This is a genomic window from Carboxylicivirga sp. (genome assembly GCF_982718395.1).
Genome location: NZ_CEXQWX010000045.1, coordinates 22,710 through 39,229, shown reverse-complemented (window position 1 = coordinate 39,229; position 16,520 = coordinate 22,710). Strand labels below are relative to the sequence as shown.

Genomic DNA, 16,520 nt, shown 5'->3' with positions numbered 1-16,520 from the left:
AATACAATTTGTCGCTCAACGTTGAGCGACAAATTGTATTTGCCTTTCATATCAACCATTTTGGCACCATTATGAAATAATGAATAGTTATCGGGTGTTGACGCTACGCCAACACCACCCAAACCAATTGTTCTTGCATCCGGTACAACGGTTAAAGATGAAATAGTATTACCTATATCCTGTGCCTTACTTATAAAGGCAACCCCTGATATACCAATAATTAATAATATTCTTTTAATCATTTTCCTCCCACTTAAGTACAAAGCCTACATCGTAAGCCGGCATATTATAGCTATTTTCAAAAGTGACCCTTATAGTCAAAGTAAAACGGACATTATCGACTTGTCCATTTGAAAAAGTATGTGTTTTAGGTAGCTTATTTGTTGGAATAGTTAACACTCCTGTTTCTTCATCAATTACTACCCCGTATTCTGCTGGATCTATTACTACATCCTCAATAATGGTTGTTCCTAGTAAATAGAATTCTCTTATACTGAACCTTGTATTGGGCAAGTTATTAGGTACCATATTAATTTTGCTTAGAACTAATGTTTCACCTTCAACCAAAGGAGTACCACCTGTCATAACATCCACTTCAGTATAGTTTACTTCTTGCAAGCCAGTCTTTTCTGCAATAAAATGAACATCAGCAGTCAACTCTTTGTCTCCATCTTTAGCTTTTACATTAACAATCATAAATGAACTATTATCCAGTCCATGCTTTGCCATGTAATCTTTGCTGACAGTGACAATTCCACTTTCATCAATAGAAATAAGTTTGTCAACCGGTAAATCAATCATCATTACTGATGTGATACCCTCAATACTAAAAGTCCAATTACCAGAAATAATAAAAGGTGAGCCACTTGAAGCATCTTCCCCCTTATCGTAATAACGTGGATCGCGAGTATACGCAAAATCTGCTTTTTCTACATTCAAAACATTTATGACTAATTCATTCCTCACCACTTGATATTCGTAATCAGGATGCGTTGTTTCAATTACTATTGTATAACTTCCGGCTTCATAATTTTGTCCGGAATTAACCACCATAGAACCGTCGTCCGACAACTGCACGTAATCAGTTGGAGTGTCTAGTACTTCATCACCTTTTTTTACTTCAATTAATTGGTGAGTACAACCCGATAATTCGGGTTCATATACAGGTGCCTCTATTAAATATTCATCGCTTTTTGAAATATTGACGGCAGCCGGGTAAGTAACGCTAAACTTTGGTGCTTCAGTAACACTTAGTTTATATATTACAGTCGCAACATCTGTTTCAAAATGAATATTTGTGGCAGTTAAGATAACCTTATAACTACCCTTTTCTAGCATATGACCTTTGGCTAATGTGATAACACCATCCGAATCAACCTCAAAATACTCAAGCGCATCTGTATTATTCACATCCTCTTTTAACACTTTTGTAATGCTATATACTACCTCCACATTTTGAGGCGTGATATTGGGAGCTGGAAAACTAAGCTCCTCATATTCAACTACAGAAAACTCGCTGGTTTCCAATGTAAAAGTTCCTATCTTACTTTTGATATTTTCGTCGTCATCACAAGCAAACTGAAGCTGGATTAATAATCCAATCATCAAAATCTTAACTATCTGTTTCATAGACTTTATTTAAAATTAATACTTGATTATATTTTTATACATAGATTCTTTTTCACCTTTAAACTTTAGATAATAAACTCCATCTTTTAAGAAACTCAGACTCTCCGATATCTGAATGGTTCTGTCAATTGATTTGGAGTAAACCTTTACACCATTTACATTGTATAATTCCAGCATACCTGATTGAGGTTCGTCAAATTGGATGTTTATCATATTGTCAGTTGGGTTTGGATAAACAATCCAATTGAAATCATCCTCAACTAGCTTTTCCTGCTTGGTTCCGGTATTCAGAACAAAGTAGTTTTCAGTCAGTGATGTTAAGAATACCAATTCATCATTGAAAGGATTACGGAATTCAACCTTTGGCATACTCATTGAGAATGTCTGATGATCCTGATTATAAATATCTTTGTATTTTGTTACCCAATATTCAGGAATATCCAGTTCATTGAACGACAGTCCCACAAGCGATATTAACCCTGTTTTATCATACCAGGCTTTTTGTCCATCTAAACCTGGTATTTCTTCAATAATTACTTCACCAGTCTCTGTATTGATTCGATTTAAATTATGCCCAATCATATTAAACTCATTGGTATAAGAATTGAAATAAAGATTAGCAACATTATCTATATCTTCATTTGCAGTTTTCTTAATCTCAATAAGTTCTTCTTCGGTATTGAGAACACAATATTCTAGATTCGTGGTAACAACTATTGCGCGAGTTTTATCATCATTCAACACAAAATCTGCCGTATTCATCAGGGTATTATAAATATCCTTCTCGCCAGTTTGGACATTTAGTTTAACAAATGACTTAGAGCGGTTATTATGGTAGTAAATAAACTGATCATTGTTACTTATATCCAATTTCTGCAGCTCTTCTATGTAAGCTGTAGTATATACATTATGTGCGAATGCACCTGCGTACTTTTGCTCTACAGATAAGTCTTTACCATTCACCCTAAACTGGGCAATATCATCACCAACAACTACATACAAATAATCGCCCTTATTGGAAATAATACACTGACCACAAATAGCATTTGTTTCTATCGTAGAAACGGCATAAGTTTCCAAATCAACTATTTTAATCTCCTTGCCGCCAATCAATGGAACGTATGCATATCGATCATCTTTTGATAGTGCCAGGTTATAAAGCGCATAGTTGTTATCAATCGAATTTGATAAATTAATAACGACACCAGGTTTTATTTCTGAGTTTCTTATCTCGTTGATAGAAATATTCTGGCTGAAGTTATAAACGGCAATAACCTTATCATTTGCATTCGTTACCTTAGCACCTGTCGGTGCATCGATGTCTGACTCAAGCGTTCTACGTTTGACAATTGTTTCTTCACTGAAATTACAAACTATCTCTTTTTCTGTTATCAGATCATAGCCTACAATTGCATTGGCGTCATATACATCACCTAGAAATACGCTTTTGGCACTCTTATCATGAGTATGAATGAACTCTTCCGGTTTTTTCTTATTGATTCTAACAAAGTGCCCGTAATTATCAGCATAGTAGATATAATCTTCGTTTTCCTGAGAGGAAACTACTCCCGCATAGTACCCGTTGTTATATATTTCACGGTCATAAACAATTATTCTTTCTATTTCTTTTGACTCAGTATCAAAAAGTGCATACTGAGACCCTTTTGAAGGAATAATCAATTTTGTTTGTGAACCATCAAAATAGAGTATATTATCATATCCGAAAGTTCTCATTTCGGTCCGAAGATTATAGTTTAGCCTAACCGATTGAGTTTCCAAATCAATCATCGATATGTTTTCACCATACTCTAAAGTGAATGCATAATAATACAATTGATTTTTATCATTTATACCCCACTTTTCAACATTACCATAGGTCCATGAACGCTCCTCCTCATAGATAAACACTTCATCATTTTGCGCATCATAAATTCGTATTTCATCTAAGAAAGAAGCACAAAAGCGTCCATCTTTACTCACAATGAAGTCATTCTTTGAAAAATACCTGGCATTGTAAGGAGTAATTGGTGTAATCCAGCTTCCTTTACCTGTAGAAAGCTCAGGAATATGGGTAAGGCTAAAATCATCTAAGTTGATTTTGTAAGCATTATTATCCAATGTTGCTACATAGGCTGTATTATTTGCAATCTTTATTTGCATCGGACGCCCTTCTAGTTTTATCTGTCTGACTTCCTCTAAGTTGTCATTATCATAAACAGCAACGCTACTATCGTTATATTGAGCAATCAATAAATAATCGTCTGAAAACTGTACCTCCTCTACCCTTGTTGGCAGTTCAATAAACTTCACTTTTTCATTATCCGTACTTTTAACATACACATTCCCACTATTTCGACCGGCGTAGGCTATCAGCCCATTTTTAATAGATATGGATGAAATACCATCGATCTGCTCTACACCAATTGGGTGTACATAAGGAATGGTGAATGTATCTTCAGTCACATCGGGATCAGGCACATCAGGCACATCAGGTCGATCAGGAAGGCCATCAGAACATGATGCAGTAATTCTTGTTATTGGAATCTCTCCCCGATTGGTTTCAAGGATTATTACAGCATCTACCTCCTCCTTCAGTACAGGCTTGTATTTGAGGGTCGCTGAAAAAGGAGCTCTTTCGTTTACTACAAATGAAGTCTCACCAAGAGACCAATCTTCAGGTAGAATCACATTTTCAACTACTAAATCCTGGTTTCCAACAACCTTTATATTTAGAGTTTTACTCCCCGTATATTTATATTTAACCTCACCAAAATCCAGTTCATCCGTGTATGATAATTCGAACTGTTCTACATATCCACGTACACGAACTGTTTTTAACTGCTTATCGTTATAGGTGATCTTTATCTTCTCATCGATATATCCGTTAGCCGGTGGCGTTATCTTAAATTTAATCTCTGTTTCACTCTGAGCATTTAATGCATCAACCGTATTTAATATTTCTATGGCCGATGAGTATGCAAAGTCGATGTTATTAATTGGCTGGTCTGAAGGATTCTTAATAATAAATGTGCCTTCCGAAGCTTCACCAACGTCCATACCATCTATGTTTATTTCGCTTACAACTGATAAATCATTGCTTGTGTCAATACCATTGATAACAATAGATACACGCTGCTTATCCTCTTGCAAAGTATTTTTATAGGAAACTACAACTCTGTATTTCCCAGCTGCCGGATTATCAATTACAATTTGCTCAACATTATCAACAACATTATCACCTTTTGTGGCAGGCAACGCAGGATTTTCAACATCTAACACCCACGGGTAAAACTCATTACCAAGCTCATCATAAATACGAACATCCATATCGTTAATTAACACAGGTGTCCTGTTATCTAACTCTTCAGGCATAGCATCATGGGCAGGGTCAGTCCATACCATTGTCAGTTTTAATGGTTCAGACCCCAATGCGTCAACTTCAAATTCAACCAACTCTTCAATATCAAGCTGAATAATATCTGCTTCTGTTTTATTTATTAAGGGAATTGCAGCTTCAGTATCTAATAAGCCCCAACCATAGGCATAATCAGGCCCTGTAGCAGTACCACATTCTTTAGCCGAATGAATAACGACTGCTTTACACAGGCTTGATGACATGTAAGAACCATAGGTATTTTTATGATATTCTTGTAATAAAGCAATCGATCCGGTAGCAGCAGGAGCAGCCATTGAAGTTCCGCTTTGCAGTTCATAATCTTTATAACCAGAATTTGTACAACTATAAATATCAACCCCTTCAGTTACAATATCCGGCTTAATACGCCCATCATCAGCAGGCCCCCATGAAGAAAAATACGCCGAACTAACGGATGTCGGATATAGGTAATCTGTTTTATTTATTGCCCCAACGGTTAATATATTTTTAGCCACCGAGTGAGTTGGTATACAATCGTAAGGTCCATTAACAGGAAAAGGTTCCATATCAGGCTCGGCCAGAACTGCTCCTTCATCTGTCATATAAAGGAAGTTTCCCGCTTCAACTCCATCTCCAAAACCGCGCGAGTTACCGGCAGCTTTTACCATTAAATAATTTGGGTATTCATAAGCAATAGCATCCCAGGTAGAAGCCTGCTGATTGTAGTAACCAAACTTATAATCCTCATCGGCACTTATCGTATGATCGCCATGCCACACCCATGCACCCTTATAGCCATCCCAATTCCAGCCTGCTACTCCACCATAAGAGTGGTTTGATAAAATCATACCTCTTCGTGCCTCATCATTCATTTCGAGAAAGTCACTGCTCATGTTATATGACAGTACTGTAGCCGATGAAGCCATTCCACGTGCTTTTTCATCAACACCTTTACCTGCTATTGTGCCAGCAACATGTGTTGAATGCGCCAATGTGAAATCTGATTCTCCCTCTTTCACCCGATTGTTAAATTCCTGGTGATATATATAAGCCAATGCACCATCCCATAAGCCAATATTGATATCTTGCCCTGAAAGGTTGAGGTTATATTTCCCTCCTGTTACCAGGTGTTGATTACCTATGGAATTAAAACTGTGCAGGTTAGTTGTTACATCATATAAGGGTAAGCCATTTTTATTTAAACCAACCAATAATCTGGCTCCTCCATTTAGGGTATCAAGCAAAGTCCAGTTTTTTTGCTGGGCAGCCTGATAAGCCTTTAATTGGATTTGTCTGTGTCTAATTAATGCACCATCAAGCTTTTGCCACTGTTGGGCAACCACCTGATTAGCAATGGTAATTAGAAAAATAATTAGAATTTTTTTCATATGATTATATTTTCTTTCATTAGCCATATGGAACTCTTGATGAAATTCAATCATTCCAGCATGTACATTTAAGAATGATTGAATTTTATACTCGTTTCACTTATCTGATCGTTAGTTTTTTTCCATTGTGAGATCAAAATGTTCAATCAAATAAGTTGCACTTTTTGCTTCTACAGCAATTGCCAGATCGGCAAAAAATAAATCGCCATTATCCCGCACTTCAACAGTTGGTACGTATGGCGTAATATCGTCACCATCAATCTTCACTTTGGCAAGCGGGCAGTTAAATCCTGTCAAATCTTCTCCTTCAATTGCCAAACCATCGTAAGCTCCAATTATAAATGCGTTCTCATCCAGATAACCGAATGTAGGATCTTCCAATGAGCCAGCAACTTTAGTTGTAGTACCACTAAAACCATCAATGTAAAAATTACTGTAATCATTCGGATCAACTGTAATACGCATGCTCCATTCAGTCTCAAGGTCCTCAGACTTCTTATTGGTAACATAGGTAACTTTTCCTGTGTAGTAACCTACCAGATGCGCATATGGATGATCATCCGGAGCATCGATCAAATCATCATCTAATATGGAGACAACGCAACGGGCCATATCACCCAATCCGTAGTTATCGTCTTCAATTAATTCGATGGCAAACTGACGCTTTGTATTTTCGTCTGTGTTATCAATTAATTCAACCTCAATAGTTGCTATATCACCTTTTGGCTGTATAATTTTTTCAACTCTGTAATGAACACCCTCCTCAGCAGGATTTTCAAAACCATCACTAGTCACCCCAATTTGCAGACTTTCTGCAAATGCAACAGCTTCACTTAGCTTTACTTCTATTTCAAGTGTACCTGCCGATTCTTTTTCTTCATAATCAACTTCAATAAATGACACTTTCGTCTTCTCAATTACAGGCTCATCCGATTTGGAACAGCCGGTAAAACACGCTAACAGAATGGCAAACGCCATTAGAAATACATTTTTCATAATATATTATTTTAATTATTTGATATTAAAAAGTCTTTAGTATCCGGGGTTTTGCTGCTTAGCATCCTCAGCGAAAATCATTTCTGATTCTGCAATAGGATAAACCACTTTATAATTGTCGTACCCAATTGTTCCTGTGGTCATATCGGTATGCTCCAGATCTTCCCTTTCTTCAGCTGAGTTGTAACGGACAACATCTATTTGATTTCGCCAAAGGTCGTATGCACGATGGCCTTCGCAGAATAACTCCAATCTTCTTTCGAATAATATGTCATCTAAAGTTATTGAGCTATCATATTTATCAGGTTCAACATCAGTCCGCTTAGCTCTTAATTCGTTCAATATCTGAGCAGCTTTTTCCGGTTCGCCCAATTGAAACTGACATTCAGCTTCTATTAAAAAAGCTTCGCTATATCTGAGAATACGCAGATTATTTAAGTATACAGAACCTTGCTTACCAGGAAACTTATGCGATGGTATATAGTAGGTTTTTCCCTGGCTATTGTATTCGGCAAAAATATCGAATCGTACATCATCGTATTTCAAATCCATAAACGTCTTTACCGCAGCAAGCCCCTTATGTCCATCCTGTTGAACTGACATTAAATTACCTATACTGTTTAATCCAGCATGGGTATCTTCCGTTACAACTAATTCAAAGATTGACTCTGAATTAAAATCACGAGTAAATGAATTGATGTAATCCTCTTTTTCAGCCAGTTCATAAGCATTGCTAACTTTAGCCAGATATTCAAGTGCTTTCTCGTAGTTGTTATTTACATCCTTATACCTAACATCTCCCATGTATAAGTAAATCCTCGCCAACAATAAATTAACCGCATCCTGACTTAAATAGCCCTGAGCCTCGGTCGGCAGATCAGAAATGTTATTCTCCAATTCTGTAACTATGAAATCGTAAACTTCCTTAACAGTATTTCGTCTCCAGTTATCAAATAAACTTACATTATTGCTGGCTTTGATTACAATACCTAAGGCATCTTCTTTAATTTCTCCTTTACCTAAATTGGCATACAGTGGCCCATATAGTTTCACCAAACTAAAATGCATATAAGCTCGTAAACACTTTAATTCGCTTAAATATTGACCAAATTTCTTTTCATTTGACAAATGTGCAGAACGTTCAATTACATCATTAATATTTGTAATCGCACTATAGAAAAGTGAATAAAATTCATTGTTTGTACTATTCTCAATCCAGTGAAAATCATAATACCTGTCGAGATCTCCTTCAGAAAAACTGGGTATTATAACATTATCGCCCATCAGCTCTCCTAGCAAATCATATTGAGACTGAAGGTCTGTGTTACTCTTTAACGAGTTGTACGCACCATTTACGGCGCTTTCCATATCTTCTATAGTCGAAATCACCCCTTCAGCGCCTATTGCATCTGAAGGTTTTACATCCAATATGTCATGGCATGCAGATAGCAAAAACACCATCATACATAAAGGCATAATTTTTTTTATCATCATCCTATAATTTTAGATTGACTCCTAGTTGTAAAGTTTTTAATAGTGGGAAATATTCAGGGCTATGTAATCTTCCGTTATTACCAACTTCAGGGTTGAGATGCTTATATCCGTAAAGTGTCCATAAATCACTACCCGTAAAATAAACACTGGCACCTTTAATATTTAGCTTCTCACAAAAGGCTTTATTGAAGTTGTACTGAATGCGCAGGTTTTTAAGTCGTAAATAGTCTCCGTTGAGTAAACTCGCTGAAGTCATCGCATTCGAATAATCCGGGTTAATACTCGATGTGTAAATGACACGTGGCCTCTCCGCATTATCACCTGGCTGATGCCAAATACCATTTTTGTACTCGTGGTATATATTATATGTCCCTATTGCATTACCTGCCTGATTGGCAGACATCGGATCAAACAATTTCGCTCCAATTGAATAGGTAAACAAACATGATAACTCAAAATTCTTATAATTAATGGTATTTGTTATTCCACCAAAGAAATCAGGATATGCTTTTCCAACAACCTGACGTGGCGCTTCATTGAAATTGTAAGTTACATTCCCATCTGCATCATACCAGGTTGGCAGGCCATTATCAGGATCTACACCTGCAAATTTTCTTAGATAATAGGAGTATAAGTCAGCGCCTTCCTGATAGATGTATGGATTATCAATTAAATCCTCATCCAGCTCAGACACCGTTGCTTTCATATGACTTATATTCCAATCAAGATGCCATTTCAATTCTTTGTGAGCGATAATATCAACACCTAAATCCAGGTCAAAACCAATATTCGTTAAGGTACCATCATTTAAGAGTACTGATGCAAATCCATTTGTTTCGCTGATATTTCTGTAGTTAAGTAATCCTTCAGTTTCCTTGTGATATACTTCAACATTGATATCATATCGATTAAATAAGCGAGAGGTTAAACCCAGATTATAGGTTTTAGAATATTCCCAAGTCAGGTTTTCATTACCTAAAGTACTTAACCGCAATGTTGTATTACTGTTGTATACTTCGCTTGCATCATAAAAATTTTGATACTCAAACAATTCAACCGGCAAATTACCTGTTGTACCATAACTAAATTTCACTTTGGCAAAATCTAGCCATTCCTTTTGCAGAAACCTTTCACTGCTAATTATCCATCCTGCAGATACCGAGTAAAAATTACCCCAGCGATTCGACGGGCTTAAACGTGAACTTCCATCACGACGAATACTTGCCCCTAAATAATACTTGTTTTTATAATTATAATCGAACTTACTGATGTATGAAATCAGGTTATCTTCATTTACTCCTTCACTTAAAGATTCAATTTTAGCCGCATTACTCAGATATAGCAAATCATTATGTGTATAGTCTGTAGCAACCCCTCCCAGAAAATTTGTTTTAGATCGACTCAATTCATATCCACCAAGCAGTGACAATGAATGCTTCTTTATCATCTTCTGATAAGTAAGAATATTTGAGGTTGTCAGCTTTTTAGCATTAATCATCGATCGTTCTACCATTCCGTTTTGAGGGGCAGAAATGGATTCTTTTTTATTAATATTGTAATCATCTGCAAATGTTATATCAAAGGCATTGGTTGATTGGAATTTCAAACCTTTAGCTATATCATAAGCCAATACTCCATTTGTTATTGAACGTGCCTGATAGTTTGTAGCACTCACATAATCCAATTCAATTAGTGGATTTGGATATGAGGTATTATAGGCAACATTCTCATTATAATGCCCATTAACAGTGATAGCTGCCGATGGATTTAAATACTGCAAGGCATAAATTGGGTTGCTACGATAAAGTGCCCCAGATGATCGTCCTTCTTTAATTCCATAAGAAAGATTTTCACTTAGTGTAATATTTAATCGCTTATTTACTTTAAAAGAAACATTTAGCTTACCGGTAAATCGCTCATATCCACTTCCATCAATTATTCCTTCCTGATTATAATAGCCCAGAGATGCATAGAAATTTTGTTTTTCATTACCTCCCTGTGCGCTTAAATCGAATTTATAAGTTTTACCAATTTTCAGAACTTCATCGGCCCAAGAATAATGATGTGGCGATAACATTTGCTCCCATTGCGAAGTTGAAAGACCTCCGTAAGAAAAGCTTCCATCCTGAGGGTCATTCGGATGATATAGATGCCCCTTGTAGTAAATATTCTTTAAGGCCTGCAAATGATAGTCTCGTGCAACATCTTCACTTAAAACAAGATTCGACTCATAAAATGCATTGGTATTATAATCCCATTTGTCCATATAACCGTTGTCGTATAGCAATCGATTATAAAAAGCACCATACATATAATTGGCTAACTCAGGCGCATCCATATATGGCTTTTTTTGACCGGGGATTGCATAATCGCTTATTCCGGCTGCTACATTTACATTGAATTGTAAATCCCCCTGTTTACCAGATTTAGTTGTGATAATAACCACTCCATTTGCGGCTCTGCTACCGTACAAACTCGTGGCTGCGGCATCCTTCAAGACCGTCATACTTTCAATATCACTGGGATTTATCAATGCCATCGGGTCAGACGATTCCTGTGACGATAAATTCTTATTCTCAACCGGAATACCATCGATCACATATAACGGTTGTGTGTTACCGTTAATTGAGCCTATTCCTCTAATCTGAACATTCATCCCACTCCCGGGCTGTCCGCTACTTTGCGTGATTCTAACTCCTGATGCCGATCCCTGAATGGCCTGAATTGGCGATGCAACCGGTGCACGATTAATGACTTCGTTGTCAACTTTTACAGAACTACCATTATAAGTACCTTTTGTTGTGGTACCATAAGCAACTACAATCACTTCATTCAAATCAGTCCCCTCATCTAACAGTACAACTCTCAAATAATCAGGACTCGACACTTTGATTATTTGCGTCTTCATACCAATAAATGAGACTTTTAAAGTCATACCTTGTGTAAATGGCAAACTAAATGTTCCGTCCAATCCGGTTGGTTGACCAATTAAGGTGCCGTCAATCACAACACTAACACCAATTAATGGCTCACCTTTATCGTCAACAACACACCCCTGTATTGTTTTTATTTCCTCTTGGGCTTCGTAACGAGATTGTATAATTTCTTCCGGTTTTTTAGGTCTTATGACAATAAAATCATCTATTAAATCATAAGTGAGGCCAGAAGTTTCTGTCACTTTCGTCAATAAATCTTCCAGCGTATAGGTTGTAATATCAACTGATATTTGATCACTTAGATTTATTACATTACCGCTAGAAAATGTGCTAAGTCCGGTCTGTTGTTGAATTAGATCAAACAACTGTTCGTAACTCATTTGCTTCTTTTTTACAACAACATCCTGAGCCAGTCCTGTGGCCGATACATTCAACAATAAAGCAAACATTATAAAAAAGCTCATTCGCATAACCAACATAACTTTACGTGGAATAGCAGGTTGCACGAGTAGTGCATACCGCTTCCAGAATTTTTTCATATTTTTGTAATTAGAGATTAATATTTGTGGGTAATGCTTTCCACGGAATTACCCATTTATTTATTTCAAAGGCCAAAGATTGTTTCCAGCAATCTTTGGCTTTATTCTGTTTCTTTTATCAACACAATCCTTCCCTCAACACTAATATCAATATTCGATGTTCGCTCGAGTATTTCCATCAATAATTCGAAATTGGTACCTCTTTTAAAATTTCCTGAGAAAGTAAATTCAGACACTTTACTGTTTGCAAAAAAGAAGTCAACATCATACCAGCGAGAAATTCGTTCTGAAAGTTCTTTTAATGACATATCCTTAAATTTCATTACCCCATCTTTCCACCCGGTTATATATGATACATCAACTTCTTTCACTGTCAATCTTGAATTATCATGCACTATTTCAGCTTGTTGACCAGGCTTGATCACTATCTGCTTACTTCCAATATTTACCCCAACACTACCCTCAACAAGTGTAATCTGATCAAGCTTATCATCGCCATAGCTCATCACATTAAAGGAGGTTCCATAAACTTTAACACTTGAAAGGCTCGCATTAACGACAAATGGCTTTTTCGCATTGTGAGCAACTTCAAAATAAGCTTCACCCAATAGCGAAACTTCACGCTTTTTACCTATAAAATTCACAGGAAATTTAAGTATTGAGCCAGAGTTGAGCCAAACCTGTGTTCCATCATTCAATATAAGATGATACTCACCTCCATATGGAACACTAATTGTATTATACTGCAGTTCATCTGTTTCAATATTATTATATACCAGAGTACTTGATGAATCTTTTCCTACGACTACTCCATCCTCAACCACCAGGTTTATTTCATCATTGCTCAAATCAACACTACTACCATCGCTTAATGTTACTATTGCTTTTTTTGAAACTGAACCTATATTTTCACTAAATTGTAGATTTTCATGCTCTCTTTCAGATATTATCCATATACTGACACCTAAAATAAGAGGAATAAAAATGGCAACTGCATAAGCCAATGCAGATTTGCTTGGACGGTGTTTCCTAACTACCTTCTGATAAGCTTTTGACGAATTAAATCTGCGATATTGGTGTGTTTTATTCACAAAAGATTTTGCATCTATAATCTTATAGAATTGCATTTCATTGAATGGGTCTTTGAGCCACCTGTTCAATGAAGCCCTTTCACTATCGCTTAATTTTCCGGTAAGGAAATTACTAATAAGATGTGCTATTTGATCTGATGATAATTTCATTTCTTTTTGTCTATATCCCTAAGACAAAAAAAAGTAATCGTGGAGTGCTTCTATCTTTATTTTTTTTAGTCCTGACGCAACATCTCCCTCAACATTCTGTATGCTCTTTTTTTATTGCTTTTTACAGTGTTTAAAGTCACATTTAATTCCTCTGTAATCTCAACATTTGACATTTCGCACATAGATAACATAACAACTTCGCGTGATTTTTTAGGCAAATTATTTATTGCTTTATATAAGTTAGCATGAACTTCCTCCTCTATATAATTGAAGTCGTATATTGAGTCAGATTCAATAGAGAGATAATCAGAAAGCCTCTTCTCATCAACATTTTTCTTTCTTAGAGTATTCAGACACCGATTTCTTACACTTGCATATAAAAATGCTTTTAGCGATATTTTTACATTAATACTTTGCCGCTTATCCCACAAATCAGACATAACTTCCTGTACTAAATCTTCACATGCTTCATCATCATGTATATATTTTGAAGCAAAACAACACAATCGAGAATAATACTCTTCGAACAACTGTTTAAATACCTTCCTGTCTCCTTGCTTTAATCTAAAAGCTGATAAATCAAAACACTCCATTTCACACCAAGTTTTTAATGTAAGCTAATTTCAAAATGCGGTTCAGTTTTTCTACTTCTCTGAAGCTCTAATCTGACATATTGCTATCAAATCATTGTTCTTATCCCAGACTCTTCCCTGTTACAATCATTCGAATTAACGAACATGTAAACGATAAATAGCCAAGTACAACCACGCAAAAACACTCACACACATATAACTGATATACAGCAATAAACATGAGTCACCACATGAAAATCATAATAACTACAAAGATGTAAGTCAGTGAAAATGTAACTTTGAGGTATTAAAACAGGGAAAATGAGACTATATATCAATCTTCTATTTGTAATTATCTTGTTCGTTCAATGCACAAAAGTTGATGTGCCAGACGCACAATTACAACTTGTAGATTCAATTTCCGTAGCAAACCCTGACTCGGCCATACAGATCCTGGAAAATCTACTACATCAGAAACGTAGTGATAAAAAGACCCGGATTTTATTTGAACTAGGTCACCTTAATTATATACAACACAATTACGATACTTCTAAATATTACTTTAACCGTTTGTTAAAAAGGGAAGATGCAAGCAATCAGGATAAAATATTAAGCCTAAGACATATTGCCTACATACATACCAATGAATCAAAATTTTATGAAGCTATTCATGCCTTCAATGAACAATTAAAGTTGAGTGAAGAAAGTAACGATAGTACTGAGATATGCGGAACCTGGATTGATCTGGCTGAAATTTATCGGGAAGAAAAACTTTGGAATGAATTTGATGAATATATAAATAAAGCAAAAAGCTATGCTGAATTAAACAGTGATAGTGCTAATCTAGCGAGGCTCTACAATATGATTGGAGCAAAATTATCTACGCAAAAAAATTATTCTGAATCCAACGCTTATTTGAAAAAAGCTATCTCATACCTTACCAAAGAACAGCAAATCTATATTCCTTATTTGAAGCAGAATATTGCTCAAAATCATGAAGCTCAAGGCAAAACTCATTTAGCTATAATGAATAATAAAGAGTTACTTAATTTATATCAGACAAGTAATGATCAGCTTCGATTTGCACGAGTTAGTTTAAACTTATTTGATTCCTATGCAAAGTTAAACATGAATGATAGTGCTCTTTATTTTATCAGGAATGCATATCGCATTTGTGATTCGCTCAACTTCCATAATGATAAACTGATTGCGTTGAATAAGTTAATCGCATTTTATGAAAATCAAGAGAGCTATCGGGAGGCATTAAAACTGAAATTTGAGCACGATGCTTTGAAAGATTCATTAAAACAAAGCGAAAGTCAATTTATAAATCAACAGTTACAGGAAAATTACAATAAAGAAAAACAGGCTATTCGTCAGGAAGCAAAGGAATCGAGACGAAGAATACTCATTATCCTGATAGCTGTTTTACTAATAACCATACTCTTATTTCTCTATCTACAAGTTCGTAAACATCTAAAATTAAAGTCTAAAGAGAAAGACATCCTTTTATTACAAAAGGAAAAAACAGCAAAAGAACTGGAGTTAAAACGAAGTGAGATTTTCGACTTCTCCACCCGTTTAATCGAAAAAAATCGTATCCTCCTTGATCTGGAACAGGAATTACAACTCATAAAAAAGAGTGAGGTTTCGCCTTCTCAATTGAACAGTATCCGACAGTCTCTGAAAACACACCTATTAAATGAAAATGCACAAAGCCTTATTGAAGAGAAAATAGAAAACGCCAACTCCGATTTCTTCATTCAGTTAAAAGCTAAACATCCAAACATTACTTCTGACGATATCCAGCTAATTGGTCTGTTGCGCATGAAGTTTAATACCAAACAAATATCGGAAATCCTTAATAGTAGTGAGCGAGCAATTGAGTCTAAACGATATAGATTGCGTAAAAAACTTGACCTTCAAAAGGGTATTAACCTCACTGAATATATTCTAAATCTCAAGTAAAATCTATTTTACCCTTCTTTAAACATCTATCTAAAAAAGTTAGAATAAAGCTGCATCCTTGTCCTAAAAAATTCTGAATGCAAAAAACAATAAATCTCATACTATCTTAACGTTTGAACTTGAAAAGTATGCTCACAACAGCCAGATACTAAAGACGCTTGAGGCAGAAAGCATTGAGATTTATAATCGATTAAGACCGCATTATTCATGCAACATGCTAGCCGGAACAGATGTATAAACAATAAAAATCAAAAAATACAACAAAAAATTAGTCCCCAAGGGTTACCCCCTTAGGGACTAGCAGGAATGTTATTATTTTAATCCAATAATTGGTAACGCTTTTTTAGGACTAGTCACTAATACAAATTAGAACTTTTGCAC

The 16,520-nt window shown here is 35.7% G+C and carries 9 protein-coding genes; 1 reads left to right on the top strand and 8 read right to left on the bottom strand.

The genetic code is table 11. The features are described from left to right. The 8 genes from AC4MRQ_RS10505 to AC4MRQ_RS10470 all read right to left on the bottom strand — a co-directional run. Positions 1–242: hypothetical protein (locus tag AC4MRQ_RS10505; RefSeq protein ID WP_491197630.1), on the bottom strand; the 242-nt coding region annotated here is incomplete at its 3' end. Further along, positions 235–1,629 (bottom strand): hypothetical protein, encoded by a 1,395-nt coding sequence (locus tag AC4MRQ_RS10500; RefSeq protein WP_491197629.1) that lies wholly within the window; start codon positions 1,627–1,629, stop codon positions 235–237. The genes AC4MRQ_RS10505 and AC4MRQ_RS10500, both read right to left, overlap by 8 nt. Before the next feature lie 15 nt (positions 1,630–1,644). After that, positions 1,645–6,393 carry a S8 family serine peptidase gene (locus AC4MRQ_RS10495; RefSeq protein WP_491197628.1) on the bottom strand — a complete coding sequence of 1,583 codons (4,749 nt, stop codon included), beginning with the start codon at positions 6,391–6,393 and terminating at the stop codon, positions 1,645–1,647. 111 nt (positions 6,394–6,504) lie between these two features. Next, complete coding sequence (locus tag AC4MRQ_RS10490) at positions 6,505–7,389, bottom strand: hypothetical protein (protein WP_491197627.1); 885 nt, start codon at positions 7,387–7,389, stop codon at positions 6,505–6,507. 36 nt (positions 7,390–7,425) lie between these two features. Then, complete coding sequence (locus AC4MRQ_RS10485) at positions 7,426–8,880, bottom strand: RagB/SusD family nutrient uptake outer membrane protein (protein WP_491197626.1); 1,455 nt, start codon at positions 8,878–8,880, stop codon at positions 7,426–7,428. Positions 8,881–8,884: 4 nt separating this feature from the next. Beyond that, positions 8,885–12,358, bottom strand: a complete 3,474-nt coding sequence (locus tag AC4MRQ_RS10480; protein ID WP_491197625.1) for a SusC/RagA family TonB-linked outer membrane protein — start codon at positions 12,356–12,358, stop codon at positions 8,885–8,887. A gap of 101 nt (positions 12,359–12,459) precedes the next feature. Next, positions 12,460–13,599, bottom strand: a complete 1,140-nt coding sequence (locus AC4MRQ_RS10475) for a FecR family protein (RefSeq protein ID WP_491197624.1) — start codon at positions 13,597–13,599, stop codon at positions 12,460–12,462. 65 nt (positions 13,600–13,664) lie between these two features. Further along, positions 13,665–14,192 (bottom strand): RNA polymerase sigma-70 factor, encoded by a 528-nt coding sequence (locus AC4MRQ_RS10470; protein WP_491197623.1) that lies wholly within the window; start codon positions 14,190–14,192, stop codon positions 13,665–13,667. A gap of 300 nt (positions 14,193–14,492) precedes the next feature. On the opposite strand from AC4MRQ_RS10470, the gene AC4MRQ_RS10465 reads away from it, so the two are divergent. Continuing rightward, complete coding sequence (locus tag AC4MRQ_RS10465) at positions 14,493–16,139, top strand: tetratricopeptide repeat protein (protein WP_491197622.1); 1,647 nt, start codon at positions 14,493–14,495, stop codon at positions 16,137–16,139. The last annotated feature ends 381 nt before the right edge of the window (positions 16,140–16,520 follow it).

Coding starts and splice junctions, on each gene's coding strand:
- AC4MRQ_RS10500 (WP_491197629.1), bottom strand. CDS start 1,629: ATGAAACAGATAGTTAAGATTTTGATGATTGGATTATTAATCCAGCTT.
- AC4MRQ_RS10495 (WP_491197628.1), bottom strand. CDS start 6,393: ATGAAAAAAATTCTAATTATTTTTCTAATTACCATTGCTAATCAGGTG.
- AC4MRQ_RS10490 (WP_491197627.1), bottom strand. CDS start 7,389: ATGAAAAATGTATTTCTAATGGCGTTTGCCATTCTGTTAGCGTGTTTT.
- AC4MRQ_RS10485 (WP_491197626.1), bottom strand. CDS start 8,880: ATGATAAAAAAAATTATGCCTTTATGTATGATGGTGTTTTTGCTATCT.
- AC4MRQ_RS10480 (WP_491197625.1), bottom strand. CDS start 12,358: ATGAAAAAATTCTGGAAGCGGTATGCACTACTCGTGCAACCTGCTATT.
- AC4MRQ_RS10475 (WP_491197624.1), bottom strand. CDS start 13,599: ATGAAATTATCATCAGATCAAATAGCACATCTTATTAGTAATTTCCTT.
- AC4MRQ_RS10470 (WP_491197623.1), bottom strand. CDS start 14,192: ATGGAGTGTTTTGATTTATCAGCTTTTAGATTAAAGCAAGGAGACAGG.
- AC4MRQ_RS10465 (WP_491197622.1), top strand. CDS start 14,493: ATGAGACTATATATCAATCTTCTATTTGTAATTATCTTGTTCGTTCAA.